This is a genomic window from Hymenobacter citatus (genome assembly GCF_014333615.1).
GTDB classification, from domain to species: domain Bacteria; phylum Bacteroidota; class Bacteroidia; order Cytophagales; family Hymenobacteraceae; genus Hymenobacter; species Hymenobacter citatus.
The window spans coordinates 191,119-217,164 of the sequence record NZ_JACSCY010000001.1; the positions used below are offsets into that span (position 1 = coordinate 191,119).

At 57.5% G+C, this 26,046-nt stretch carries 22 protein-coding genes; 9 read left to right on the plus strand and 13 right to left on the minus strand.

Going from position 1 to position 26,046, the window contains the following annotated elements:
- Nucleotides 1-87: 87 nt before the first annotated feature.
- Nucleotides 88-2,343 carry an ATP-dependent helicase gene (locus tag H8B15_RS00775; protein ID WP_187317747.1) on the minus strand — a complete coding sequence of 752 codons (2,256 nt, stop codon included), beginning with the start codon at nt 2,341-2,343 and terminating at the stop codon, nt 88-90.
- 111 nt (nt 2,344-2,454) lie between these two features.
- Between H8B15_RS00775 and H8B15_RS00780 the strand changes: the two genes are divergently transcribed.
- Together H8B15_RS00780 and H8B15_RS00785 are read left to right on the plus strand one after the other, a co-directional pair.
- Nucleotides 2,455-3,618 (plus strand): glycosyltransferase family 4 protein, encoded by a 1,164-nt coding sequence (locus H8B15_RS00780; RefSeq protein WP_187317748.1) that lies wholly within the window; start codon nt 2,455-2,457, stop codon nt 3,616-3,618.
- Nucleotides 3,619-3,733: 115 nt separating this feature from the next.
- Nucleotides 3,734-4,306, plus strand: a complete 573-nt coding sequence (locus H8B15_RS00785; protein ID WP_187317749.1) for a DUF3109 family protein — start codon at nt 3,734-3,736, stop codon at nt 4,304-4,306.
- Here the strand turns inward: H8B15_RS00785 and H8B15_RS00790 are convergent.
- The 12 genes from H8B15_RS00790 to H8B15_RS00845 all read right to left on the minus strand — a co-directional run bounded on the left by H8B15_RS00790 (nt 4,303) and on the right by H8B15_RS00845 (nt 16,928).
- On the minus strand, nt 4,303-4,920 hold the full coding sequence (locus H8B15_RS00790) for a Uma2 family endonuclease (protein ID WP_187317750.1): 618 nt from the start codon (nt 4,918-4,920) through the stop codon (nt 4,303-4,305). The two genes, H8B15_RS00785 and H8B15_RS00790, sit on opposite strands and share 4 nt — an antisense overlap.
- Before the next feature lie 99 nt (nt 4,921-5,019).
- Complete coding sequence (gene accC, locus H8B15_RS00795) at nt 5,020-6,366, minus strand: acetyl-CoA carboxylase biotin carboxylase subunit (protein WP_187317751.1); 1,347 nt, start codon at nt 6,364-6,366, stop codon at nt 5,020-5,022.
- Nucleotides 6,367-6,484: 118 nt separating this feature from the next.
- Nucleotides 6,485-6,985 (minus strand): acetyl-CoA carboxylase biotin carboxyl carrier protein, encoded by a 501-nt coding sequence (accB, locus tag H8B15_RS00800; protein ID WP_187317752.1) that lies wholly within the window; start codon nt 6,983-6,985, stop codon nt 6,485-6,487.
- Between the two features lie 30 nt (nt 6,986-7,015).
- Entirely contained in the window at nt 7,016-7,579 is a 564-nt protein-coding gene (efp, locus tag H8B15_RS00805) for an elongation factor P (protein WP_187317753.1), read from the minus strand.
- A gap of 116 nt (nt 7,580-7,695) precedes the next feature.
- Nucleotides 7,696-8,700, minus strand: a complete 1,005-nt coding sequence (locus H8B15_RS00810; protein ID WP_187317754.1) for a beta-ketoacyl-ACP synthase III — start codon at nt 8,698-8,700, stop codon at nt 7,696-7,698.
- A gap of 57 nt (nt 8,701-8,757) precedes the next feature.
- Nucleotides 8,758-9,699: a phosphate acyltransferase PlsX gene (gene plsX, locus H8B15_RS00815; protein WP_187317755.1), complete on the minus strand. Its 942-nt coding sequence runs from the start codon at nt 9,697-9,699 to the stop codon at nt 8,758-8,760.
- A gap of 71 nt (nt 9,700-9,770) precedes the next feature.
- Complete coding sequence (gene rpmF, locus H8B15_RS00820) at nt 9,771-9,995, minus strand: 50S ribosomal protein L32 (protein WP_187317756.1); 225 nt, start codon at nt 9,993-9,995, stop codon at nt 9,771-9,773.
- 49 nt (nt 9,996-10,044) lie between these two features.
- The gene (locus tag H8B15_RS00825) at nt 10,045-10,578 is read right to left on the minus strand and encodes a YceD family protein (protein WP_187317757.1); all 534 of its coding nucleotides are present in this window, start codon (nt 10,576-10,578) and stop codon (nt 10,045-10,047) included.
- Nucleotides 10,579-10,655: 77 nt separating this feature from the next.
- On the minus strand, nt 10,656-11,003 hold the full coding sequence (locus H8B15_RS00830; RefSeq protein ID WP_185283335.1) for a helix-turn-helix domain-containing protein: 348 nt from the start codon (nt 11,001-11,003) through the stop codon (nt 10,656-10,658).
- Between the two features lie 273 nt (nt 11,004-11,276).
- On the minus strand, nt 11,277-14,153 hold the full coding sequence (locus tag H8B15_RS00835; protein ID WP_187317758.1) for a glycoside hydrolase family 2 TIM barrel-domain containing protein: 2,877 nt from the start codon (nt 14,151-14,153) through the stop codon (nt 11,277-11,279).
- A 106-nt stretch (nt 14,154-14,259) separates the two neighbouring features.
- Complete coding sequence (pdxA, locus tag H8B15_RS00840) at nt 14,260-15,276, minus strand: 4-hydroxythreonine-4-phosphate dehydrogenase PdxA (protein WP_187317759.1); 1,017 nt, start codon at nt 15,274-15,276, stop codon at nt 14,260-14,262.
- A 200-nt stretch (nt 15,277-15,476) separates the two neighbouring features.
- The gene (locus H8B15_RS00845; protein ID WP_187317760.1) at nt 15,477-16,928 is read right to left on the minus strand and encodes a leucyl aminopeptidase family protein; all 1,452 of its coding nucleotides are present in this window, start codon (nt 16,926-16,928) and stop codon (nt 15,477-15,479) included.
- A gap of 132 nt (nt 16,929-17,060) precedes the next feature.
- On the opposite strand from H8B15_RS00845, the gene rsmA reads away from it, so the two are divergent.
- The 7 genes from rsmA (at nt 17,061) to H8B15_RS00880 (ending at nt 26,022) form a co-directional block, all read left to right on the plus strand.
- Nucleotides 17,061-17,846: a 16S rRNA (adenine(1518)-N(6)/adenine(1519)-N(6))-dimethyltransferase RsmA gene (gene rsmA, locus H8B15_RS00850; protein ID WP_187317761.1), complete on the plus strand. Its 786-nt coding sequence runs from the start codon at nt 17,061-17,063 to the stop codon at nt 17,844-17,846.
- A gap of 174 nt (nt 17,847-18,020) precedes the next feature.
- Complete coding sequence (locus tag H8B15_RS00855) at nt 18,021-18,971, plus strand: NAD(P)-dependent oxidoreductase (RefSeq protein ID WP_246455261.1); 951 nt, start codon at nt 18,021-18,023, stop codon at nt 18,969-18,971.
- A gap of 145 nt (nt 18,972-19,116) precedes the next feature.
- Nucleotides 19,117-19,590 (plus strand): transcription elongation factor GreA, encoded by a 474-nt coding sequence (greA, locus tag H8B15_RS00860; RefSeq protein WP_185283340.1) that lies wholly within the window; start codon nt 19,117-19,119, stop codon nt 19,588-19,590.
- 201 nt (nt 19,591-19,791) lie between these two features.
- Nucleotides 19,792-20,685 carry a nuclease A inhibitor family protein gene (locus tag H8B15_RS21220; RefSeq protein ID WP_187317762.1) on the plus strand — a complete coding sequence of 298 codons (894 nt, stop codon included), beginning with the start codon at nt 19,792-19,794 and terminating at the stop codon, nt 20,683-20,685.
- Between the two features lie 146 nt (nt 20,686-20,831).
- On the plus strand, nt 20,832-21,419 hold the full coding sequence (locus tag H8B15_RS00870) for an RNA polymerase sigma factor (protein ID WP_187317763.1): 588 nt from the start codon (nt 20,832-20,834) through the stop codon (nt 21,417-21,419).
- A gap of 148 nt (nt 21,420-21,567) precedes the next feature.
- Nucleotides 21,568-22,599 (plus strand): FecR family protein, encoded by a 1,032-nt coding sequence (locus H8B15_RS00875; protein WP_187317764.1) that lies wholly within the window; start codon nt 21,568-21,570, stop codon nt 22,597-22,599.
- Between the two features lie 126 nt (nt 22,600-22,725).
- Complete coding sequence (locus H8B15_RS00880) at nt 22,726-26,022, plus strand: TonB-dependent receptor (protein ID WP_187317765.1); 3,297 nt, start codon at nt 22,726-22,728, stop codon at nt 26,020-26,022.
- The last annotated feature ends 24 nt before the right edge of the window (nt 26,023-26,046 follow it).

A 26,046-nucleotide genomic window follows, 5' to 3' on the forward strand; every position in this document is an offset into this window, starting at 1 on the left:
CAGTCAAGAAATGCCCTACTCCGATTTAGTGCAATTCGAGGTTAAATATACGGTAGGGAAATGTTGAGTTTTCAACTCAACATTTCCCTAGTGCACGCGCAGCTTCGCGAAACTCAGGAGTAGCGTTTTCTCGCCTACCTCCTCAAATTTGATAGTTGCCTTGGTAGTGCCATCCTGCTTTTCGAGTTTGGCTACGGTGCCAAAGCCGAACTTAGGATGTTCTACGCGTTGGCCCGGCTGCAGGCTGCTGGTGTCAGAAGGTTTGAAATCGGAAGGCGCTACGTATTTGGTAGCGACGGTTTTACGCGGAGCGGGTGGCACAAGGTTGGAGCGCCGTTCAAACACGTGCCCAAACGACGACTCGCCCGCACCTGGTCCGGCCGGCGTGGCGGCAAACTTGAAGTCAACAAACTGCGGGTCGATTTCGTCCAGGAAACGACTTTTCTCGCAGCTACGCAGGTTGCCCCACTGGTAGCGCGAGGTAGCGTAGCTGAGCGTGAGCTTCTTTTCGGCCCGCGTGATGGCCACGTAGAACAGGCGGCGCTCCTCCTCCAGGTCGGCCCGCGAGGTAATCATCATCTGGCTGGGAAATAGGTTTTCCTCCATGCCCACGATGTACACGTTGCGAAACTCCAAACCCTTAGCCGAGTGAATCGTCATCAGCGTCACCTGCTCGCCTTCAGCTTGCGCGTCCTTGGTATCGGCGTCCGTCACCAGCGCAATATCCTGCAAAAACGCGCCCAGCGACTTTTCCTCGCGCTCGGGGTCTTCCACAAACGCTTTAATCCCGTTCAGCAATTCCTGAATATTCTCGTAGCGCGACAAGCCCTCAATGCTTTTATCGGCGTACAATTCCTCAATCATGCCCGACTCCTTGGCAATCTGCTTGGCGGCTTCGTACGCATCGTGGATGGCCGCTTTGGCGGTGTACTCCTTGATTTTTTCTCCGAAGCCCACCACCGGATTGGACACGCGCGCGGGTAGGAACTGGTCGGCGTTGCTCACCACTTCCCACAAGGAGTGGTTGCTTTGCTCGGCCGCTTCCACCAGCTTGGCAATGGTGGTGTCGCCGATGCCGCGCTTGGGGTAGTTAATCACGCGGCGCAGGGCCTGCTCGTCGTTGGGGTTCACCGTGAGGCGCAGGTAGGCTACCAAGTCCTTGATTTCCTTGCGCTGGTAGAAGCTCAAGCCGCCCACAATCTTGTACTTGATGTTGAGCTTGCGCAGGGATTCTTCCATGGCGCGGCTCTGGGCGTTGGTGCGGTACAGGATGGCAAAATCGTCGTAGGACAGATGCTGGTTCATCTTGTCCTCGTAGATGCTTTGCGCCACCAGCTTGCCTTCCTCGTTATCAGAAGCCGCCTTGAGCACCTCAATCAGCGTGCCTTCTTCGTTATCCGAGAAAACGTCTTTGCGCAGCTGGGCTTGGTTGTTTTTGATGACCGAGTTGGCCGCCCGCACAATGTTCTTGGTAGAGCGGTAGTTCTGCTCCAGCTTAAACACCTGCAACTCGGGGTAGTCTTTCTCGAAATTCAGAATATTCTGAATATCAGCACCTCGGAAGGCGTAAATACTCTGGGCATCGTCGCCTACCACGCAAATGTTGCGCTCCTTGGCCGCCAGCTTCCGTGTGATGAGGTACTGCGAGTAGTTGGTGTCCTGATACTCGTCGACCATCACATACTTGAAGATGTTCTGGTACTTGTTCAGCACATCGGGGTGGTCTTTGAACAGGACGTTGGTCTGGTACAGCAAATCGTCGAAGTCCATAGCACCAGCCTTGAAGCAGCGCTGCTGGTACTGCTGGTAGATAACGCCAATCTTGGGCCGCAATGCCGCCTCGTCGTCGGCCCGAATGGCCGGGTCGTTGAGGTACTGCTGCACCGAAATCAGCTTGTTTTTGGCGGCAGAAATTCGGCCCAGTACCATACCAGGCTTGTAGAGCTTGTCGTCCAGCTCCAGCTCTTTCAGGATTTGGCCTACTAGCGTTTTCGAGTCCTGGGTGTCATAGATCGTGAAGCTGCGCGGAAAGCCCAGCTTGTCGGCCTCAGAGCGCAGAATACGGGCGAAGATGCTGTGAAACGTGCCCATCCAGAGGTTTTTGGCCTCGGGGCCTACCACTTTCTCAATACGCGCCCGCATCTCGCGGGCCGCTTTATTGGTGAAGGTGAGGGCTAAAATGTTGAACGAATCGACGCCTTTTTCGAGCAGGTTGGCGATGCGATACGTAAGCACACGCGTTTTGCCGGAACCGGCGCCGGCTATAATCATGCACGGGCCCTCGGTCTGCATCACCGCGGCGCCCTGCGAAGGGTTCAGTAAAGAAAGATAATCTAAGGCCATGCGAAAAGCTAAGCGTTTTGGCGGGTTAGCAAAGATACGGCTTTGCGGGCGGCAGACGAAACGAAGTATCTTTGCGGTTCTTTTTCGCTTGTGCCCTTGCCTTTCCGCTCTATGTCTGCTGCTGGTCTTGCCAACGCTCCCACACCGGTTCCGCTGGCCATTCTGTGTCTTTCGGCCAGTTGGGGTGGTCTGGAAATCAACACCGTTAAGCTAGCCGGCTGGTTGCTCGAACGTGGCTGGCCCGTGCAGCTCATTGCGTCGGTAGGGACGCCGCTGGCGGCGCAGGCACAGCAGCAGAGAATACCTGTTTGCTTTCTATCCAACCCCCTACGCGCCGTGGATGTTCCCGCTGCCTGGCGGTTGCGCACCGCATTGCGACGGCACGGTGCCCGCGTGCTCATTGTGACGCAAAACCAGGATCTGCCGCTGGCCGTGCTTTGCAAGCGGTGGCTGGCGCCGCACGTGCGGTTGGTGTATCAGCAACACATGCAGTTGGGCTTATCTAAACGCGACTTGATCCACACCTGGCGCTACCGGGCGCTGGATGCTTGGCTGACCCCGCTGCCTGGTCTGGCCCAGCAGGTAGGGGAGAAGACCCACATGGATATGCGCCGCGTGCATGTAGTACCGCTCGGGATTGAGCTAGACCGTTTTCTACATCCGGGTCTCACTTCGCAGCAGGCGCGCGAAGAGCTTCAATTACCGGCCACAGGCCAACTGCTCGGCCTGATTGGTCGCTTCGATGAAGGCAAGGGGCAGCAGTTCGTAGTAGACGCTTTTCACCACCTGCGACAACAGTTTCCGAACCAAGAGCTGCACTTAGTGTTGGTGGGCGAGGCCACCCGAAACCAAGAAGCGGCCAGTCACTACCGAGTAGCCGTGATAGAGCAAATAGCTGCATTGGGTTTGACTTCCTGCGTGCATCTTCGTGCCTTCACCGACCAACCGCAGGTAGTATACCGCGCCCTCGATGTGTTCTTGGTGGCCTCGGTCAACGAAACCTACGGTATGGTCACCATTGAGGCCATGGCGGCGGGGCTACCCATTGTGGCCGCTGCAACCGGCGGCACCCGCGAAATTCTGACAGAACAGGAAACGGGCCTGCTCTACCCGCTGGGTGATACCGCTGCCTGGACTATAGCCGTAGGTTGGTGCCTGCAACAGCCAGAAGAAGCGCAGGAAATGGGGAAGCGTGCCCAGCATGAGGCCGTCCGCACCTACGCCTACCAGCGCCAGTGCGAGCTAACCGAAGCCGCATTGCATCACCTGTTGTAGCCCGAAGCCGCGGGCGAATAGTTATCTTTGTCTTTTAATTCTGCGTCGCGTTTCGCAAGTGTAGTGCTGTTTACACGCGTCGCCTACCTCCGGGAACTTCAGCGGCCACCACGCCATGATCATCATTCAAAATACCGTCATCTCCGACGACGTGCGCGACAACTTTTTCGTGTGCAACCTGGAAGCCTGCAAGGGTGCCTGCTGCGTAGAGGGAGACCTGGGCGCCCCCCTGGAAGAAGGCGAGCTGCGCATTCTGGAGCAGGAATACGAGGCCATTAAGCCCTACCTCACCGAAGCCGGCCGCGAAGCCATTGAGCAACAAGGCCTTTATATCAAAGATTGGGAAGGCGACTTCAGCACCACTACCATCAACGACCGGGAGTGTGCCTACGCCCTCTACGACGAGCGCGGCATCCTGAAATGCGGCATCGAGCAGGCCTACCTGGCTGGGGCTACCACGTTCAAAAAGCCCATTAGCTGCCATCTCTACCCCATCCGTATCAGCAAATACGAGGATTTTGAAGCGCTGAACTACGACCGGTGGGGCATTTGCAATCCGGCCTGCGCATTCGGCGGCGAGCTAGGCGTGCGCGTGTACCAGTTCCTGAAAGAGCCGCTGATTCGGAAGTATGGCGAGGCGTGGTACGGCGAGCTGGTGCAGGAGATTGAGGGTAGTGCGCAGGGTTAAGAAATAGTTTCAGCTAAATGCAGTGGGGGTAGCCCAACTTCCTCGTATACTTCGGCTACTGTCATGCGCAAATGAAGAGAAGGGAAATATAGAATCTCCTGCGACTGACGCAACATGGTGAGCTCCCAGGCGCCTCGCTCATTTAGCAAATAACTTTCTACAAACACCCGCTTCTGAGAGATCAACACGTATTGGCGCAACGATGGTAGAAGCTGATACTGTTGCAATTTCCAACTTCGGTCGCGCAGTTCCGTGGAGTTCGATAGCACCTCAATTAGTAGAGTAGGGTGTTGTACAATACGAGTTTCCAGCTGATCTTCTTCCGCGCAGGTGACCATTACATCGGGATATGTGAAATGGTCGTCGGCGTTAATGCGCAGGCGAACATTCTCGTCAAATACCCGGCAGCCCTTACCGCGTAATCCCAGCCGTAGCGCAATCACACAGTTCTGCTTGATGGTGTTATGCGCGAAGGTAGCGCCCGCCATAGCCTGCGGACCATCCAACGGAAAAATTTCGCCGTGGTAGTACTCATGCCGGATATCCGACACTTCTTCCAGCGCAAAGTATTCCTCCACGGTATAGCGGCGCGTGTAGTCGGGTAGGGTAGGCATAAAGCGAAATAAGGTATACAGCGTAAAATACGCAGATTAAACGCAAAGAAGCGCCGAAGGAACTCCTTCGGCGCTTCTTTATCGGGCTTGCAAAACGACCTATAGGGTCGAAAAGTCGAACGACGTTTCCAGGAACTTCGTGGTGAAATCACCGTCCCGGAAGTTCTGGTTGTCCATTAAGGCCAAGTGAAACGGAATAGTCGTTTTCACGCCTTCCACTACAAACTCCGAGAGGGCGCGCTTCATCTTCACGATACACTCCTCGCGGGTTTGGGCCGTGGTGATGAGCTTGGCAATCATCGAATCGTAGTTGGGCGGAATGGTGTAGCCCGCATATACGTGCGTATCCACGCGCACGCCGTGGCCGCCGGGAATGTGCAGCGTCGTGATCTTGCCGGGCGAAGGGCGGAAGCCATTCGTGGGGTCCTCGGCATTGATGCGGCACTCCATCGCGTGCATCTGGGGGTAGTAATTGTTACCCGAAATTGAGATGCCGGCGGCTACTTTGATTTGCTCCTTGATGAGGTCGTAGTTGATGATTTCCTCCGTCACGGGGTGCTCCACCTGAATGCGGGTGTTCATCTCCATGAAGTAGAAATCCCGGTTTTTGTCAACCAGAAACTCAATGGTCCCTACCCCTTCGTAGCCAATAGCCGAGGCACCAGCAATGGCTGCCTTGCCCATCCGCTCGCGTAACTCGTCGGTCATGAAGGGCGAGGGGGCTTCCTCCACCAGCTTCTGGTGACGGCGCTGGATGGAGCAGTCGCGCTCCGAGAGGTGGCACACGTGGCCGTACTGGTCACCGCACACCTGAATTTCGATGTGACGCGGTTCTTCTACAAACTTCTCCAGGTACACACCATCGTTGCCGAAGGCCGCTTTGGCCTCCGTGCGAGCGTCGTTCCAGGCCTTTTCAAACTCCTCTTCCGAGTTGATGATACGCATACCGCGTCCACCGCCGCCGGCTGTAGCCTTCAGAATAACCGGGTATTTAATCTTGGTAGCAACCTTTTTGCCCTGCTCCAGTGAATCGAGCAGGCCTACAGAGCCCGGAATGCACGGCACACCAGCCTTGATCATGGTCGCTTTAGCCGAGGCCTTATCACCCATCTGATTGATCATTTCAGGCGAGGCCCCAATGAACTTGATACCGTTTTCCTGGCAGATGCGCGAGAATTCCGCGTTTTCTGAAAGAAAGCCGTAGCCAGGGTGAATGGCGTCGGCATTGGTAATCTCAGCGGCCGCAATCAGACTTGGAATGTTCAGGTAGGATAGCGACGAGGTAGGCGGCCCGATGCACACAGCTTCATCGGCGAAGCGCACGTGCAGGCTGTCTTTATCGGCAGTCGAGTACACGGCTACCGTCTTGATACCCATTTCCTTACAGGTGCGAATAATTCGCAGGGCAATTTCGCCCCGGTTCGCAATGAGGATTTTCTTAAACATGAGTGGGGTCTTAGGGTCTTAGGAGCTTGGGGTCTTGGAAAAAAGAAAGGGTCTTGCGGACTTAGAGCTGGCAGCAAAACCAAGACTCTAAGTCCCCAAGACCCTAAGACCCCAGCAATTACATTGGCTCAATCAGGAACAGTGGCTGATCGTATTCAACGGGGGTAGCGTTGTCGACCAGAATCTTCACCACGCGGCCAGCCTGCTCGGCTTCAATCTCGTTGAATAGCTTCATGGCTTCGATGATGCAGATTACCTGGCCTTTCTCAACTTGGTCGCCTACCTGTACAAACATGGGTGCTTCGGGGCTGCTGCTGCGGTAGAAGGTGCCAATCATGGGCGCCTTCAGCGACTGGTAGTTGCCACCCGTGGCGGGCGCAGCTTCTGAGGCTGGAACTGCCGCCGCTGCAGGTGCTGCTGGAGCAGGAGCGGTAGGTAGGGCTGCTGCCGGAGCGGGGGCGGCCGGAGCCGCTGGCGCCGGAGCAGCGCTGCTAATTACCGGCTTGTAGCTGGGCTCGCGCTGAACCGAGATTTTAAATTCCTCGGTTTCAATGTTGACTTTGTTCAGGCCCGATTTGGCAATGAAGTCGATGAGGTCTTGTAGTTCTTTGGCTTTCATGAGCACGGTAGGGTGGAGTTGCTGGCAGAATTACTTAACCCGCTCGACGTAGCTGTAGTCGCTGGTCTTGATGCGGATTTTGGTGTCGGTATCAATAAATAGCGGTACTTGAATGCGGGCACCTGTTTCTACAGTGGCCGGCTTGAGGGTATTGGTTGCTGTATCACCGCGCAAACCAGGCTCGGTGTAAGTTACTACCAAATCAACCGTAGTAGGTAGCTCGGCTGTGAGAGGTTGCTCGGTTTCAGCATGAAACAGGATAGTTACCTCTTGGCCTTCCTTCATCAAATCGGCAAACGGCACCATCGCCTCGGGCAGTACTACCTGCTCAAATGAAGCATTGTCCATGAAGGTATAGCCGTAGTCGTCCTGAAATAGGTACTGGTGCGGGCGCTGCTCCACACGAGCAGTTTCCACCTTTACTCCAGCATTAAACGTGTTATCTAGCGTTTTGCCGGTTTTGATGTTGCGCATTTTGGTGCGCACGAAAGCCGGTCCTTTGCCGGGTTTCACGTGCTGAAACTCAGTGATGACGTGCAGGTCGCCGTTGTAGTTCAGCACGAGCCCGTTGCGGAAGTCTGCGGTAGTAGCCATGGTTTTAATTAGGAATTAAGGAGTAAAAATTAAGAATTAAAGTAAGAAGCAAGAACTGACTTGCTGTTAGGTAAAAATTACTTTGGACAGTCAGTTAGTACTTCAATCGTTAATCCCTAATTGCGCGAAGCGCCGTCATATGCCCATTTCAGGTATAGCGCGCCCCATGTAAAGCCACCCCCGAAGGCAGCAAAAATGAGGTTGTCGCCTTTACGAAGCTGCTGCTCGTAGTCGGCTAGGCAAAGCGGGATGGTGGCGTTGGTGGTGTTGCCGTACTTGTGAATAGTGAGCATCACTTTCTCTGGACCGATGCCCACGCGCTGGGCGGTAGCGTCGATGATACGCTTGTTGGCCTGGTGTGGCACCAGCCAGGCAATGTCGTCGGCAGAAAGGTGGTTGCGGTCGGCTACCTGAGCGGCTACGTCGGCCATGTTTTTCACGGCAAATTTGAAGACAGCCGCACCTTCTTGGTAGACAAAATGCTCGCGGTTAGCTACCGTTTCGGCAGAGGGCGGACGGCGTGAACCGCCGGCTTTCTGGTGCAGGTGCTGCTCGCCGCGGCCATCGGAATGCAGCTCGTGGTCTAATAAGCCTAGGCCGTCGGTAGTGGGTTCGAGGAGTACGGCGCCAGCGCCGTCCCCAAAAATGATACAGGTAGAGCGGTCTGTATAATCGATGATGCTCGACATTTTATCTGCTCCTACTACCACTACCTTTTTGTACGTACCGGTCTGGATAAACTGCGCTCCTGTGGTGAGGGCATACAAAAAGCCCGAGCACGCAGCCTGCATGTCGAAGCTAAATGCTTTGGTGGTGCCAATAGCCGCCGAAATAATATTGGCAGTAGCCGGAAAAACCAGATCCGGCGTGGTGGTAGCGCAAATCAGTAGATCGATTTCCTCGGCGCGAGTACCGGTTTTGGCCAGCAATTGTTCTACGGCTTTAATAGCCATAACCGACGTGCCCTGGTTTTCACCCTTCAGAATGTGTCGCTCCTGAATCCCGGTTCGGCTTACAATCCACTCGTCCGTTGTGTCTACCAGTGTTTCGAGTTCTTTGTTCGTAAGCACATAATCGGGTACGTAGGACCCAACTCCGGTGATGGCGGCAGTTATCTTCATCTGTGGGGTGAGGAAAGCGCGGTAACACAAAGTCCGGCCGGAGCCGGACTGCTGTTGTTAAGACTTGAAGGTAGCTTTGATTTGATCAGAAATACCAGATTGGGCCATTTGATAGCCTTGCACCAGCATGCTACAAATAGCAGTGGGTGTGCTCACGCCATGGCCAATAATCGCGTTGTCGTTGATGCCTAGAATAGGGCTACCGCCAGCGGCTTCGTAGTTGAACTTCTCGAAGAACGGATCTACGATATGACGCTCAACCAGAATATCATAAACCGACTCGGCCATTTTCAGCATCACGTTGCCGGTGTAGCCGTCGCATACTACCACGTCTGCCTTGTCGTTAAACAGGTCGCGCCCTTCTATATTGCCAATGAAGTGTATATGCGGGTTGACTTTCAGCAGTTGGTGAGCGGCTTGCAGCAGGGCAGTGCCCTTGCCCTCTTCTTCGCCCAAATTCATCAGGCCCACTTTAGGGGTAGTGATGCCTAATACATATTGTGCGTAGAGAGAGCCCAATTCACCAAATTGCTCCAGCATCTCGGGCTTGCATTCGGCATTGGCGCCTACATCTAGAAAGATGCCGTAGCCACCGTGCAGCTTCGGAACAAAGTTGGCAATGGCCGGGCGCAACACGCCTGGCACGGCCTTTACACTAAACATAGCACCTACCAGCATGGCGCCCGTGCTACCCGCCGAGCAAAAGGCATCTACCTCACCACTATGCAGCATTCGGTAGCCTACAGCAATACTCGAATCTTGCTTTTGCTGGTAGGCCTTAGCCGGGTGCTCACCCATCGCAATGACCTGTGTGGCTGGCACAAAAGCCAGGCTTTCAGCCGCTGCACCGTGTTGCTGGAGCAGCGGCCGTACAGCCTCTTCCTGGCCGATGAGCACAACTTGAGCTTTGCCGGCTAATTGTTGCGCGGCCAGCACGGCACCATCGACGGCAGCCTGGGGAGCAAAATCGCCCCCCATTGCGTCCAGGGCTATCTTCATGAACGGGTGTTAAGGAAGTCAGAGGTCAGGTTAATCGGCCGGGAGGGGCCAGCGGCGAGGGGTAGCGTGGGCTATTCCTCGTCTTCGGTAGGGGCCGCAGCCGATGCTACTGGAGCGTAGTCCTTAATAGCTACTTTGCCGTTCAGGTACAGGTCGCCGTCTACTACGTAAGCCTTGTGGCGCAGGTGCAGCTCACCGGTGGTCTGGCAAACGGTAACGGCTTTGGGGGTCAGTTTGTCGTGGGTGCGGCGTTTGTCGCGTACAGCGGAGGAGGTGCGGCGCTTAGGATGAGCCATGGTATTGAAATGTTAAATGTTAAGTGTTAAATGTTGAATGACCTAGCGCTTAATTCAGGTTGCGCAACGCGTTCCAGCGGGGGTCGGTGAAGTCGTCATCCTCATCATCGTCGCCCTCAGTGCGGGTTGTGAAGATGAGTTTGCTGTCGGCATCAGGATTTTCGTCGGGCTCGTTTTGGAAGCGTGGGTGCAGCTTCTTCATTGGAATAGCCAAGCCGATATAGTCAAACAGGTGCTGCGCAATGGGTAATACCTGCGTGTCAGGCGTGATTTGCAACACGTCCTCGTCCAGATCAGCGTAGGTATCGCCGAAGCGCACCAGCAACTGCCGCTGCACATCAATAGGCTGATCGAAATCGTCCAAGCTCCGGTCGCAGGTAACCTGTACGGTGCCTTTGATGTGAAAGTCGAGGGTCAGCAGACGGTCCGTCTTGAGTAGGTCCAAGTCTACGTGCAGGTTGCCTTCCTGAATCAACTGCTGATCGAATCGGGCGAAGAAGTCCGGCCCCAACTCAAATGCATAATGATGCATCTTATTCGCCAGTTTGGCGATGTTGAGGTCAAATTGAGAGTCTTTTTTCACAGTCGACTAAATAGCAGGGGGCAAAAGTAGAAAGATTTCTGCGGTTTATAAAAGGGCCAGTAGACGCAGAAAGTGGCTTAGGCAGTTTTTAGAATGAATTCCGGACTGATGCCCAAACGTTCGTAGAGCTTTTTAGCCAAATCCAACGTCACGCGTCGCTTGCCGCTCAAAATCTGCGACAACCGGCCGGCCGGTACCTCCAGCAGCTGCGCCAGCTCCTTTTGCTTGAGCTGCAAATGCTGACGCTTCAGCTCAATCATTTCGGCCAGCGTAACGGGTAGGCTGGGCAGGTGTTGTAGTCGGGTTTCGTACTGCGCCAGTGCCGTTACCAGTGCCTGCGTTTCCTCCCCGGCATCGGCCACCGCCAGCAGCGCATCCAGGCGGCGTAGCGCTTGGCGATATTGAGCGGGAGTGGAGAGGGTCATGCGACTGAAAAGCAACCAGGTTGTAAAAGCTGGCGCAAAGGTCGTGAATAAATTTCAGACGCGAAATAAAGTTTCGATTTTGGAAAGATTTATATGTGTTGTGGGTGCTGTAACACGCTATAAAGCAAAATGTTGTGTAATAAATATTTATTCGAATACAAGGTAGAAAGTTGCGGCAGAGCAACGCAACTCACTTATCGAACGGATACCGCCGTTGTTTCATTTCGCAATTCCAACGCGAAAACCGCCTCATTAGATAAGTATGGGCTGAGCTTAGAATAACTCGTCCTTCACTGGAGCGGTATAGGGCTGAGGCTTACTGTCGGTTTGGGGTAGGCCGAAGTAGAAGTAAAGCGTGCGTTTCTTTGACGCATCGCCGGGGCGTACGTGGTTCAGCTCGCCACTCGGGCCCAGGTTGGACGTGTTAGTGTCGATATTGAGGGCTAGCTTGGTGCCGAGCGGCGGAATGGCATCCAGAAACGACAGATTGCCAACGGGCAGCGCCGGAAACGGCTTCACACCCGACAGCCCATAGAACTCGAACCGGCGTACGTAGAGGCCAGGGCCGGGACTGGCAACCAGGAACTTACCCTCCACGGTGTTCATCTCCAGCCACACCACATCGGCAAAATAGCCCTTAAACTCGGGGTAAATCCAGGGGGCGGCGCCGGTTTGGGTATCATTGTAAGGGTTTTCCCACACGTTGAGGCCCACACCCTGCAAGCGGTTTTTCCAGACGCGGTAGGGGCCTTTGCCCAGCCATTTGGCCCCAAGGACGTAGTTTCCGGGGTAGGTGAAGGTGATGCCCTCAAATGGATAGTCGCCGGCCGGCAGGGCGTATTCATAATCGAGCTGCAACCAGCCAGAGCCATGCATTTTCCAGCGCACGGCTTTCAGGTCGCCGGTGTAGCGGGTTTCCACCACTTCGCCGTCGGCCTCGGGGCGGTGCGTGAGGCCCTGAAAGGCCGCCGTGCCGCTCACCAGCACCGGGCCGTTGGCGAAGGAGAGCGTGGAGCCGTTGTTGCCCTTGATGCCCGTCACGTGGCCGTTGGTTTTGTTGAAGGTCACGCTGATGTTGCTGGCCGTCAGCGTCAGCGTCGAGTCGGTTTCGGTGGCTTGTACCGCGCCCTTGGCGGGGGTAGGGAGCACGCCCATAAGCAGCTGCATGTTGGAGCCGGTTTTCCAGGTCCAGCGCTGCACCAGGTTTTGCTGCGGGTCATAGGCCGAAAGCACCAAGGCGTCGTACTGCTGCCAGTTTTTGGGTAAGTCCAGCCGGAGCTGGCCAGTAGCCAGTGGCGCCACGGCAGGGCTCTTAGTAGTGCCTTTCTGCTGGCTTATATATCCCGTGAAGGGGTCTGTGGGCTTGCGGAAATTCACCAGTTCCCACCGGAACGCGCACTGGCTCAGGTTCAGGAAATGGTAGCGGTTTTCTACCGGCACGGTGCCTTTGAACTTGGCCGGCAGCTCCGTTAGGTTGATTTTGATAGGCGAGTAGATGTCGCGAATAGCGTAAAAGCTGCCTTCCTTCTCGCGGTGCGGCCCCACCACGCCGTCGGGCGCGTTCACGCCGTTCACGTCGATGATGCCGCGCTGGTCGGTGCGCACGATGCCCTCATCTACCAGTGCCCACAGAAACCCCCCGCCCGAGCGCGCCGACTTCCAGTGCAGCTCCCAAAAATCGGCCAGGGCGGTGCCACCGCCGCCGTCGTCCTGCGAGTGCAGAAACTCGGTGGGCATGTAAATGAGGGAGTCCTGAAGGATTTTCTCGGTGCTGTAGTAGTTCTCGTAGTGGTTGGTGTCGATGCCGTTGTGTTCATTGCCGGGGCGGTGGTGGGCGTGGATGACGGGCCGGCGGGAGAAGTCGTAGAAGGCAAAATCATCGTCCAGCTCCTTGTTGGTGCCGCCCTCGTTGCCGTTGCTCCAGAAGATGATGCTGGGGTGGTTGGCGTCGCGGGTCACCATTTCGCGCACCAGCGGCGTGCCGGCTTTGGTGCTGTACGCCTTCTGCCAGCCGGCCAGCTCGTCGAGCACGTAGAGGCCCAGCGAGTCGCAGAGGTCCAGGAACTTCACGTCGGGCGGGTAGTGCGACATGCGCACGGCGTTCATGTTCATCTGCTTGATGAGACGCACATCGGCCAGCTGAATGGAGTCGTTGAGGGTGCGGCCGGTTTCGGGCCACCAGCTGTGGCGGTTGGTGCCCTTCAGCTTCACCTGCGTGCCGTTCACGAAGATGCCCTTGACCCGCCGGATTTCAATGGTGCGAAACCCAAACTTGTCGGTGGTCTGGTACAGCGTGTTGCCGTTCGATTTCAGCGTGGTGCGTACGTGGTACAGATGGGGCGTTTCTGAGGTCCACTGCAAGGGTTTGCGCACGGTGGTGCGGAGCGTCACCACCGTATCGTTGGCAGCCGTGGTGGCTTGCGCCGTACCCACAACGTTGCTCGACGCGTCCAGAATTTCGGCCTGCACCTGCGTGTTGGCCGGCACGTTGCGCAGGTAGGCCTGCATCCCGAAGCGGCCGTCGGCCTGCCCATCAATGGACGTGCGCGTGACGAACTGCTGGGGGTAGGCCTCCAGATATACGGGCCGGAAAATCCCGCCGAACACCCAGTAGTCGGCCAGCCGCTCGGCGTTGTTTACGGATTGATCGGCCGACATCTTGCTCACCGTCACTTCCAGCAGGTTTTCCTGGCCGGCGAGGCGCAGTTTGTCGGTGATGTCGTACTTGAACTCGTAAAACGCGCCCTGGTGAATAGGGCCGGCCAGCTGCCCGTTTAATTTGACTTCGGTATCGGTCATCGAGCCTTCGAATACGATAAACACCCGCTTCTGCTGCCAGCCGGCTGGCACCCGGAAGGTGTGCTTGTACTTGCCCTGCTCGTCGGCGAAGCGGAAGTTCTTGCCGTAGGTTTTGTAGTCGCGGCCGTAGTTATAGGCGCCAAAACCCTGCTGCTCCCAGCACGAGGGCACCGCTATTTTGGTCCAAAAACCGCTTTTGCGCCCGCCGGTGCAGTAAAAATTCCACTGCACGGTGGGGCGGTTGTCGCGACCGGAGAGGTACTGGATCTGCTTCTGCGGTGCTGTTTGGGCCAAGGCGAGCGGCGCGCAGAATTTGCTCAGGAGCAGGAGCAATACGAGGAATAACTTCACTGGAAATAGCAGAGAAATGAGTGAAAAAGCCGTGCCCGGCCGATTAGGTAAAGTACCTAATCGGCCGGGCACAAACTATCCGGTAGTGTCCTGTATCTGGCGGCGGCTACCACACCACTACTTGCCCGGCGCGTTGGCGCACCAGGTTGCAGGCCATATATAAGGCTTCGCGGAAGGAGGTAGGGTCGGCGCGGAACTGACCGGCCAGGCCATAGGCCGTGCCGTGGTCGGGGGAGGTGCGCACAATGGGTAGGCCGGCGGTGTAGTTCACGCCCCGCTCGAAGGCCAGCGTTTTAAACGGAATCAAACCCTGATCGTGATACAGCGCCAACGTAGCATCAAACTGGTGGTACTGCCCCGTGCCGAAGTAGCCATCGGCAGGGTAGGGGCCGTACACGAGGTGGCCTTCCTGCAAAAAATGCTGAATAACGGGCGCTACGATTTTGCCTTCCTCGGTGCCCAGCAGGCCATTTTCGCCAGCGTGCGGATTCAGGCCGAGCACCGCCACACGTGGTTTCTCAATCCCGAAATCCTGCCGCAACGAGTTCAGCAGGATTTGCAGTTTGGTACGCAGCAGCTCGGGCGTGACGCGGGTAGCCACGTCTTTCAATGGGATATGCCCCGTGAGGGTAGCCACGCGCAGGTCGTCGCTGGCGAGCAGCATCAGGCTCTCGGGCGCCCCGAAGAAGCTGGTGAGGAACTCGGTGTGGCCGGGGTAGCGGAACTTGTCGGACTGCGTGTTTTCCTTGCTGATGGGCGCCGTCACGAGGCCATCGAGCAGGCCGGCTTTCAGGTCGCGGCAGGCAGCCACCAGCGACTCGCGGGCGGCCGTGCCGCTGGCCTGGGTAGGCTGGCCGGGCGTGAGCACGAAGTCTTCGTCCCAGCACGTCACGGCGTTGAGCTTGCCTGGGTCGATGTCAGCGGCCGAGCGCACCTGCCGGAACGTGAGCGGTCCTACCTGCTCATCCACCGGAAAATCGTCGAACAGCGACGTGGCCATGCCATACACCACGGGCGTGCAGAACTTCAGCAGGCGCGTATCGAGGAAGGTCTTATAAATAATTTCCGGCCCGATGCCGGCCAAATCGCCAACGGAAATGCCGATGCGGGGTAGGTGGCTCATGGAAATGGTGAAGTTGTGAGGAGTGAAGTTGTGAGTTTTTGATTTCCGTGGGTTAACCAATCGTCTGTTATCCTGAGCTTGCGAAGGACCTTATCACACGAGAACAGGACGTTGTTACGTCAGTCGTGCAAACGTGATAAGGTCCTTCGCTCCGCTCAGGATGACAGACGATTTTCAATGACTAACTACTAGAAAGCTGCTTACGCCTGCGCTTTCAGGAAATCGTAGAGCAGGCGCACGGTGGTGCCGGTGCCACCCTTGCCGCGGTAGCTGTCGGGGGCCATGAGGTAGGCGGGGGCGGCAATGTCGAGGTGAATCCAGGGGTAGCCCTCGGCGAAGCGCTCCAGGAACTTGCCCGCCGAAATGGCTCCTGCCTCGGCGCGGCCCAGGTTTTTGATATCGGCAATATCAGACTTGATATGCTCGGCGTACTCCTCCCACAGCGGAAACTCCACCACGCGCTCGTGCACGCGGCGGCCCGACTGCTGGAGCTGCTGCATGTAGTCGTCGGTGGTACCCATACCCACAATGCCCTCCTGACCAATGGCGCGGGCGGCGGCCCCGGTGAGGGTGGCCATGTCGATGACCAGGGCGGGGTCGTATTTCTTGGCGAAGGCCAGGGCATCAGCCAAAATCAGGCGGCCTTCGGCGTCGGTGTTCAGCACTTCCACGGTTAGGCCGCTGTACATGGTTAGCACGTCGCCGGGGGCGAAGGCGGGGCCGCCGGGGCGGTTGTCGGTGGCCGGCACCAGCCCGATGACGTGCAGCGGCACCTGGTTTTTGGCCAGGGCGTAGAGCGTGCCCACCACGGCCGCGCCGCCGGCCATGTCGCACTTCATCATATCCATACTGTTGGGGGTAGGCTTCAGGCTGAGGCCGCCCGTGTCGTACACCACGCCCTTGCCCACCAGCACAAACGGCTTGTTGTTGGTAGCACCCTCGGGCTTGTACTCCATAATAGTGAAGGTAGGCGGCTCGGGCGAACCTTGGTTCACGCCCAACAGGCCGCCCATACGCAAGGCTTCAATGCGCACCAAATCCAGGATTTCGGTCTGGAAACCGGCTTCTTCGCCCGCCGCGGCCATGCGTTCAGCAAACTGCGTAGCGTTGAGCTTATTATACGGTGCGTTCACTAGGTCGCGGGCCAGGAACACGCCTTCGACTACCGCTTGCAGCTCCTGGACCAGCTGAGTCGTGAAGGCTGAACCAGTAAGGTAGAGCTGCGTCAGGGTAGGCGCTTGCTGCGACTTCTCGTCGGTCTTATAGCCCGCAAACTGGTAGGCGCTCAGAGCGATGCCCTCCGCGAGGGGTAGGGCGCCGGTGGTGTCGGCGGTCAGGTCCTGCACGTAGAGCGTGGCTACCTTATCGGTTTTCAGGCGGGCGTGCAGCTGATGACCGCTTTTGCGTAGGGCCTCGGCCGTGAGGGTTGGCGTGGGCTTGTTGGCCACCACCACAAAATAGTGTTGGTGCGTGAAGTGGTTGACGCTGATGAGCTTGCTGTCGACGGCCAGCTGGTCGTTGACGTACTGCCGGGCGGCCTCGGGCAGGTCGGTAGCGGCGGCATCGGGCAGCGTGGTGGTGCCAGCCGGCAGGATGAAAACGGTGTCGGAAGCGTTGGGCGCCGTGGAGGCGTAGGCGAGTTGGAGAGACATAAAGACAGTAGGAGAAGTACTGAAAGTCGAAAGCCAGAACAGCAGAGCCGCGCAAAACGGCGGTTTCGGGCGTATCTTTGGCGATTCGCAAGGTAGGCACTTTGCCCGGCCTTTTCCCTAAACGCTCCGCCCGTGGATTCTGTTAGAGCCAAAAAACACTTAGGTCAGCATTTTTTGGCCGACCCCAACATTGCCCGGCGCATCGTGGAGGCGCTCCGCCTACCCGACGGCGTGCGCGAGGTACTCGAAATTGGCCCCGGTATGGGCGTGCTCACCGGCACGCTGCTACAAAACCCCGCCTACCGCACCTCGGTAGTGGAAATTGACCGCGAATCGGTGGCCTACCTACAGCAGCACTTTCCGACGCTGGAAAACCGCATCATCTCCGCCGACTTCCTGCGCCAGGACCTACAGGAGTTGTTCCCCGGCGAGCCGCTGAGCATCATTGGCAACTTTCCCTACAACATCAGCAGCCAGATTTTCTTCCAGGTGCTGGCCCACCGGCAGCAGGTGCGCGAGGTAGTGGGCATGATTCAGAAGGAAGTGGCCGACCGCCTGGCCGAAGGCCCTGGCACCAAAACCTACGGCATCCTGAGCGTGCTGTTGCAGGCGTTTTACGAAGTGGAATACCTGTTCACGGTGCCGCCGCACGTGTTCAACCCACCGCCTAAAGTGCAGTCGGCCGTGATTCGCCTCACCCGCAACGCCACCGAGCACCTCGGCTGCGACGAAAAGCTTTTTTTCCAAGTTGTGAAGCAGGCTTTTCAGACCCGCCGCAAAACCCTGCGCAACGCCCTCAAACCTTTTGGTATGCCTGCCGAAGCTACTACAGACGCCGTGTTCGACAAGCGCGCCGAGCAGCTGGGGGTAGAGCAGTTCGTGGAACTGACGAAGTGGGTGGAGCAGCACAAGCAGTAAACCCTGCAATCTGTCATCCTGAGCAGCGCGAAGGACCTTATGACGTGAGAACGACAGGCGTCACAACGATTCGTGCTAACGTGAGAAGGTCCTTCGCTCCGCTCAGGATGACAAGCGTATAAATAGCCCCGCCTCTACGTAAAGCATCCTCCATTTTTAATTTTCATTTCTTAATTGAAAACCTGCCTCTGCATCGACGAAATGCACCCCAGTCTGCCCGACATGCTGGCAGAAATTGGGGTGCAGCTGCACTACCGCCCCGACCTCACCGCCGCTGAGGTGCCCGCCGCCCTGGCTGCGCACCCTTATGACGGCCTGATGGTGCGCTCCAAGCTGCGCGTTACGGCGGCGCTGCTGGCGCATGGCCCGGCCCTGCGCTGGGTGGCCCGCGCCGGTGCCGGCGTCGATAATATTGATGAGGAAGCCCTGGCCGCGGTCAACGTAACGCTGCTGAACGCCCCCGAGGGCAACCAGGATGCCGTGGGCGAGTTTGCCGTGGGGCTGCTGCTGAGTGTGCTGCGCAACATCGGGCGGGCCGACCGTGAGGTGCGCGCTGGGCAGTGGCGGCGCGAGGCCAACCGCGGCGAGGAGGTAGGCGGCAAGGTTATCGGCCTGATTGGCTACGGCCATATGGGCAAGGCCTTTGCCCGGCGCCTGTCGGGCTTCGGCTGCACCGTGCTGGCCTACGACCACGACCCCAACTGTGCCCCCGACCAGTATGCTACCCTCGTGTCGCTAACCGAGTTGCAGCAACGCGCCGAGGTGCTGAGCCTGCACATTCCCTACTCGGCGGCCAATCATCATTTTGTGAACGAAGCGTTATTGGTCGGTTTTCAACACCCGATCTGGCTGCTGAACACGGCGCGGGGCGAGGTGCTGGACCACGCCGCTCTGGTGCGCCAACTGGCTACCGGCCACGTGCGCGGCGCCGGCCTCGACGTGCTCGAAAACGAAAAGCTCGCCACCCTCACGCCCGCCCAGCGCGCTACCCTCGATGCCCTGGAGGCCGACCCCAATGTGGTATTTACGCCCCACATCGGCGGCTGGACGCATCAGTCCTACCACCGCATCAACGAGGTGCTGACGCGCAAAATCCACGATTTTCTGCGCCGGCACGCGGGGTAGGAGCAAGGAGCCGCTGCTACCGCACCGGGCCGGCGCCCGTGCTTGGTTTGCGGCGAATGTGTATATTTGCAGGAAACCTGTTTCGGAGAACGGTCGGCGCTGCTGACCGTTCTCCTTGTTTTTTTAGCTAATCCACCAACCCGACATGGCTACTGTTAATTATTATACCCCCGAAGGCTTGCAGAAACTCAAAGACGAGTTGCAAGACCTGAAAATTCGTGGTCGGGCTAAAGCGGCCGACGACCTGCGCGAAGCCCGCGACAAGGGTGACCTGAGCGAAAACGCCGAATATGATGCCGCCAAGGAAGCCCAGGGTTTGCTGGAGCTGAAAATAGCCAAGCTGGAAGAAATTGTGGGCAACGCCCGCCTGCTCGACGAGAGCAACCTCGACACCAGCAAAGTGCTCATCATGAGCAAAGTGAAGCTGAAAAACCTGAAAAACGGCATGGTGCTCGACTACACGCTGGTAGCCGAGGAAGAAGCCAACCTGGCCGCCGGCAAAATCTCCGTGAAGTCGCCCATCGGCAAAGGCCTGTTGGGCAAGTCGGCCGGCGATACGGCCGAGATTACCGTGCCCGCTGGCAAGCTGCAATTCGAGATTCTGGAAATCAGCCGGTAGGCGGTGAGATGGTGAACTTGTGAAATAGTGAGTTAATGGTATCGTTATCTTACTGTTTTTTGAAGAAGAGGGCGAAGTCACCGACTTCGCCCTTTTGCGTTTCCCCACGTACTTTGGACATGGTGTTTTACCTGTCCTACAGGTGCCGCAAGCGCATAGTACACATCAACTCACCATCTCACTATTTCACCATTTCACCACATGCCTTCTATTTTCTCCCGTATCGTGGCCGGCGAGCTGCCGGCTTATAAAGTAGCCGAGGACGACGCGCACCTGGCTTTTCTCGACATCACGCCCCTGGTGGAAGGCCATACGCTGGTGATTCCGAAAAAGGAAACCGACTACATTTTTGATCTGCCCCCACAGGAGCTGGCCGCGCTACACCTGTTTGCCCAGCGCGTGGCGAAGGGCGTGCGGGCTGCGGTGCCGTGCAAGCGCATCGGGGTAGCCGTGATTGGGCTGGAAGTGCCCCACGCCCACATCCACCTGATTCCGATGAACCAGGTGGCGGATATGAACTTCGCCAACCCCAAGATTAAAGTACCCGAGGAGCGTATGCAAGAGCTGGCCGCTGCCATTGCCGCCCAGGTACCGGCCGCCGAAGCCAGCGGGGTAGGCGAAGCGCACACCCCGCCCCTGGAAAGCAAGGCCGAGCGTGAAACGGTGGGCAGCAACGTAGCCGCGGCAGCTCCGGCCTCCGATAACGAAGGGCCCTTCGCGCAGCTACGCCAGCTCATGCAGGGCCTGCGCTACGTAGCCGAAACCGAAGCCCCTCTGGAACCTGTGCGCTACCCTGCGCCCGAGGCCGAACTAACACCGGAAACCGTGCGCGAGCTGGTAGGCGCCCCCGCCGAGGAGCCCGTAGAAACGCAGGAACTGACGGTCTTTTTGCGTCAGCAAACTGCTGACAATGGCCCACAGGGTTCGGTAAAAGCCGCCAACCGCTTCAAAGCATTGCAGATGTTTTTGAAGCAGGAGCTGGATGACACGCAGGTGTACCGCCTGGGCAAGGGACCACGCATCACGGTGTACGCGCTGGGTAAGACGGCCGACGGACAGCTGATAGGCTTCAAAACCTACCTTAGCGAAACCTAAGATTACAGGCCCGCGCCGGCACCCGGCGCGGGTATCTTTTTTATGGGTGTGCTGTTATCAACAATACATTTACATGGCCGATTATGAGCTATGCGCTGTAAATCTGATGCTTACCCCAGGATCATCCTCCCATTTTTCACTGCCCTATGCTCCCAAACTCCCACGCTACATCCGACGACGCAGCCCTGGTGCAGGCGCTGCGCGACGGGGACGCGCGGGCGTTTGCAGAGATATACGAGCGGTATTGGTGGCCCCTGTTTAGCACCGCGCAGCGCAAGCTGGGCTCGCGCGAGGCCGCCGAGGAACTGGTGCAGGACCTGTTTACGGCACTGTGGCACAAGCGCGCCAGCAGCCACATCGAAAAGCTACCTCATTATCTAACCAAAGCCCTGCAATACCGGATTATCGACTACCTACGGGTGCGCACCACCCATGCGGGCTACCTGAGCTACCGGCAGATGCAGCCGCTATCGCTGGACAGAAGCACTGAGGAGCTGGTAGCGGCCGACGACCTGTCAATGGCCCTGGAAGAAAGCATCACCCAATTGCCCGAGTCGACGCGGGAGGTATTTCGGTTGAGCCGGCTGGAGCACCAGAGCGTAGCAGAAATTGCTGATCAATTGCACTTGTCGCCCAAAACGGTGGAGTATCATCTAACACGCGCCCTAAAGCTATTGCGCGTTCGGTTGAAAGATTTTTTGGCCTTGTTTCCTTTTTTTTGGTTGATAAAGTAAAAATTTTTATTGAATAGTTTATACTGATAATCAGCTGGTTATTTGTTGATCTACCGCCTGATGCGTGTTGAAGCATCAGGTTTTTTTATGTCGGCACCAGGGTAAAAGCGCGGTTGTTCGACTATAGGAGCAAACCAAGGCTCCTTTTATGCCAGACGCGTACTTTCAAACCTTATTGCAGCGGTACCAGCGTGGCGAATGCACGCCCGCCGAGCAGCGCGAAGTAGAGCACTGGTACGCTGCCCTGGAACAGCACGTGCCCCCCAGCTCCCCCCTAACTGTGCAGGAGCGGGAAGCAGTGCAGCGTGCATTATGGGCCCGCATTGCCCAGCAAACCGGCCTAGAAACGCCGGTCATCCCACTAACTGCTGCCCCCAAACCATGGTACGTGTGCGCCCCCGCCCGCTGGGCCGCGGCGGCCGTTGTGGCCCTGGGCATAGGTCTGGCAGCACTCCAACAGCTCCCTAACTCCTGGGTTGCGCCTACCGCGCCGGAGGTGGCCACTGCCCAAACGGAGTGGACCGTACGCACCGCGCCCGGCCGGCTTACCCTACCCGATGGCAGCACCGTGGTGCTAGCCTCAGGCAGCCGCTTGCGTTACCCGCGCCGTTTTGTGGCGGCCCGTCGGCAGGTGTTTTTGTCGGGCGAGGCTACGTTTGATGTGTTTCATAATCCGCAGCAGCCGTTTGAGGTATACACCGAGCAAATGCTGACCACCGTGCTGGGTACCAGCTTCACGGTGCAAGCCTACGCTGACCAGCCCAATACGCGGGTGCAGGTGTTGCGTGGCAAAGTACGCGTGGAGCCCCGTAAGCTGGCAACAGCCACCGTGGCGGCCGTACCCGCCGCCGTGGAGCTGCTGCCTAATCAGCAGGCAGTGTATTCGCCAACGGCGCACGAGCTGCACAAGGATTTGGTGGCGCAGCCCGCCTTGCTCACGCCGCCGTCTACCCTTTCCTTCGACGACCAGCCCGTGGCCGACGTGATTGCCACCCTGGAACGGGCCTACGGGGTAGAAATTCTCTACGATAAGGTAGCATTAGCAAACTGCACAGTAAGCGTTGTGCTGCAAAAAGATCAGTTATTCAGCAACTTAGGTTTGCTGTGTAAGACCCTGGGCGCCACTTACAAGTCGGTAGACACGCACGTGCAGCTGTATAGCCAGGGCTGCAAATCCTAATACGGTTCCACCACTTTTTACCAACCTCCTTCCACTGAACTTTCCGCAAACGATTGCGACTGTGTTTAACGCTTTTTACTGCTTCGCTTAATTCCCAAACCCTTCTCACCAACCCTAACAAGCTGTATGAGTCCTCTTCTACAAATCCCACCGCTAGGCAAACGCTTCAAGAGCGTGCTGCTACTGCAACTATTTGGCTTAATGCTTTGCACCAGCATTGCCTGGGGCCGACCAGCGCTAGCCCAGGAAATCCTGAACCAACCCGTGACGGTGCAGGCAAACAACGAAACCGTGAAGGACCTGCTCGGGCAGCTGGAAGCGCAGACCAACACGCACTTCATGTACAGCCCGCAGGTGATTAAGGCCACCCGGCGGGTGTCGGTGAAAGCCGTGAACCAGCCGTTGGTAGAGGTGCTGCGTACCATTTTGTCGCCGGTAGCGGTGAAGTACGAAGTAGTGGACAACGGTATCGTGTTGCAGCCTGCTACGCAAGCCGACATCACCGTAACCGGCCGCGTGCTGGACGAAAAGGGTGGTGGCCTACCCGGTGTTAACGTAGTAGCGAAAGGCACCACTAACGGCACCCAGACCGACGCGGAGGGCAACTACTCCCTTACCGTGTCTGACAACGCTATCCTCACGTTCTCCTTCATCGGTTACAACACCCAGGAAGTGCCCGTCGACGGTCGTACGGCCATCAGCATCACAATGGGCGCCGACACCAAAACCCTGAACGAGGTAGTGGTGGTGGGCTACGGCACACAGCGCAAAGCAGACGTAACGGGCGCTATTGGCTCGGTGAAAGCTGAGGAAATTGCCAACCGTCCGGTAGCTAACGCCGAGCAGGCGTTGCAAGGCAAAATTGCCGGCGTAAACATCACCTCTACCTCCGGCGCACCCGGCGCCGCACCGAATATTCGCATTCGCGGTGTGACATCGGTGCGCACGGCTGGCGACGACAACAACGCCGCCAACCAGCCGCTGTTTGTGGTGGATGGCATGTTCACCAACAACATTCAGTTTCTGAGCCCCTACGACATTGCGTCCATTGAAGTGCTGAAAGATGCTTCTTCGCTGGCTATTTACGGGGTGCGGGGCGCCAACGGCGTAATCATCGTAACCACGAAAAAGGGCAAATCAGGTAAGGCGCGCATTTCGCTGAACGCCTACGCCGGCTACCAGGAAATTGCCAAGCAGGTGAAAATGGCTAATGCCAGCGAGTACCAAACCTTGCTGAACGAGGCCATTCTGAACACTACCCCCAACGCCACCAACCTATTCCGCGGCCCCGGTTACGACTATGGCAACGGCGTGAACTGGTTCGACCAGATTCTGCAAAAAGGCTTCATTCAGGACTACCAGCTGAGCGCTTCGGGTGGCTCGGAGAAGTCGACGTATAGTATCAGCGGCGGCTACAACAAGCAGCAAGGCATCGTGAAAGGCCAGGATTTTGAGCGTATCAACTTCCGTGTCAACAACGAGTATAAGCTGACCGACCGCGTGCGGGTAGGAGCCAACGTGGCCATCAGCCGCATTCAGGAGAATATCACGCCGGGCTCAGTGTTCGGCAACGCTTACAACGCCGACCCGGCCCAGCAGGTCTTCAACCCTACCACCGGCAACTACAGTTACTCGCTCAACCAGAACGTAGCCAACCCGGTAGCGCAGCTGGCTTATAACAACGAGCGGAACAAAGGTGGCCGCCTGATTGGCAACGTGTTCGGCGAAGCCAACCTGCTGAAAAACCTGACCTTCCGCACCAGCTTCGGTACCGATCTGGGCTACACTGAAAACCGCGTGTATGCGCCCGTGTACTTCGTGTCGCAGAACCAGCGCAACGACCGTAGCCGCCTGGGTCGCCGGACCAATACCAACTCCACCTGGCTCTGGGAAAACACGCTAACCTATGACACGCAGTTTGGCGACGACCACCGACTGACCCTGCTGGCCGGCTATACCATGCAGCGCGACCAGAACGAAGAACTTTTCGGCCAGCGCAACGATGTGCCCGGCTACGACGAGGACCTGTGGTACCTGAACGTGGGCAACGCCCAAGGCAACATCGCCAACAACTCGGCCAGCGAATACGCTTTCCAGTCGGGCCTGGCACGCGCCAACTACGCCTTCAAGGACCGTTACCTGCTCACGGCTACGTTCCGTGCCGACGGTTCCTCGCGCTTCTCGCAGGGCGACCGGTGGGGGTATTTCCCGGCCATTGGCGCCGGCTGGCGTTTATCGGAGGAAGATTTCATCAAGGACCTCGGCGTATTTGATAACTTGAAGCTGCGCGCTAGCTATGGCGTGGTGGGTAACGTGAACGTGCCCAGCTACCAGTACTACGCCCGCATCAACAACGGCCTGAACGCCATCTTCGGCCCCGGCGAGTCGCTGAACATCGGCAAAACCGAGACTAACCCTACCGTGTCGCAAATTCGCTGGGAAAAGATCAACCAGCTGGACATCGGCTTCGAAACCGGCTTCCTGGATGACCGCCTGACTTTTGAGGCTGACTACTTCGACCGCCGCACCAACGACCTGGTAACGCAGGTGCCGGTATCGGTAGGGTCGCTGTACCGCAACATTGGTACCGTCGACAACAAAGGCTTCGAGTTTACTTTGGGCTGGCGTGGTGATGTGAAGGAGGCATTCACCTATGGCGTGAATGCCAACCTGTCTACCCTGCGCAACAACATTGTGTCGTTGGGCAACGGCGGGCAGCCCATCATTGGGGGTAGCCTGGGCAATGGCAACGTGGTAACGCGCACCGGGGTAGGAACTTCCATCGGCGAGTTCTACGGCTACGACGTAATCGGTATTTTCCAGACCGCCGACGAGGTAGCGGCCGCGCCCAATCAGCCCGGCGGCAAGGCTCCCGGTGAGCTGCGCTTCCGCGACGTGAACGGCGACGGTGTAATCGACCAGAACGACCGCGTAAGCCTGGGCTCGCCCATCCCCAACCTCACCTACGCGCTGAACACCAACGCGGCCTACAAAGGCTTCGATATTGCGGTGGACCTGCAAGGCGTATCGGGCAACAAGATCTACAACGGTAAAAAGGCCGTGCGCTTCACCAACGAAAACTTCGAGGCCTCGCGCCTGGACCGTTGGACGCCCACCAACCCCTCTACCTCCGAGCCGCGCGTATCGAACGTTATTCCGCAGGTTTCCAGTTACTTCATTGAGTCGGGCGCTTTCCTGCGCTTCCGCACCATTCAGCTGGGCTACACCATCCCGCGGGCCATTACCGAGTCGTTCGGGGTAGGCGGCATCCGCTTCTACGTCAATGCGCTCAACCCCTTCACCTTCACCAACTACTCGGGCTTCTCGCCGGAGGTAGGCGGCAACGATGCCGGCCGCGGCATCGAGCTGAACGTGGTGCCCGTGACGCGCTCCTACAACGCCGGGGTAAACATTTCTCTGTAATTCAGAACCTGCTAAGCACATCGC